This window comes from Psychrobacter sp. DAB_AL62B, from assembly GCF_028895345.1.
Lineage (GTDB): Bacteria > Pseudomonadota > Gammaproteobacteria > Pseudomonadales > Moraxellaceae > Psychrobacter.
The window spans coordinates 1-884 of the sequence record NZ_SAXC01000028.1 but is presented as its reverse complement, the minus strand read 5'-3'; the positions used below and the strand labels follow the sequence as shown (position 1 = coordinate 884).

The window sequence follows — 884 nt, the reverse complement described above, 5'->3', positions numbered from 1 at the left end:
AAAGCAAGGCTCATCGAAGCACTAAGGGATAGCTGTTGTTTATCTGACTTACTTAAAGCCTCATGTCTGCCTAAAAGCGTCTTTTATTACCATAGAACAAAGCTTGAGAGTGACGATAAGTACGCTGATTTAAAACAGCGAATTACTGAACTTTACCATCAGCATAAAGGCAGGTATGGCTACCGCAGAGTCACGGCCGCGTTAAAGTATCTAGGGATTCATCACAACCATAAGCTCATTGCTAAGCTTATGCGTCAAATGAAGCTTAGCGCAAAGATAAGACGTCAGAAGTACCGCTCCTATAAAGGACAACAAGGTAAAATCGCGAAGAATCATTTAAAGCGCCGGTTTTATTCAGGTCATCCGCATAAACGCTGGCTCACTGACATTACTGAGTTTAAGGTGGGTGATAATAAGCTGTATTTATCGCCTATACTCGATTGTTATAACAATGAGATCGTCAGTTATACGCTCTCAAGGCGCCCAACCTATGACTTAGTTAGTAAGATGCTTGATGATGCTTTAGCAAAGACTAAAGCGTGTCGTGATAAGGCACTAATGCTGCACTCTGATCAAGGATGGCATTATCAAATGAGACAGTTTGGACAGGTGCTTAAACAGCATGGTATTAAGCAAAGTATGAGCAGAAAAGGCAACTGCTTAGATAACGCACTGATGGAAGGGTTCTTCGGGACACTTAAGTGTGAGACGATTTATATTGAAAAACCTCAAACGATTGAGGATTTAGAACAACAGATTCACGAGTATATTCATTATTACAACAATGAGCGTATTCAGATGAAACTGAAAGGACTGAGTCCTGTGCAGTACAGAACTCAGTCCTTGGGGTAAACTAAACCGTCCAACATTTGGGGGTCAGTTCA

Annotated in this window: 1 protein-coding gene; it reads left to right on the top strand. The window is 41.3% G+C overall.

Going from position 1 to position 884, the window contains the following annotated elements; translation table 11 throughout:
* Nucleotides 1–852, top strand: an 852-nt coding sequence (locus EPB74_RS13360; protein WP_274904639.1) for an IS3 family transposase, incomplete at its 5' end; no start/stop codon positions are given.
* Nucleotides 853–884 lie beyond the last annotated feature (32 nt).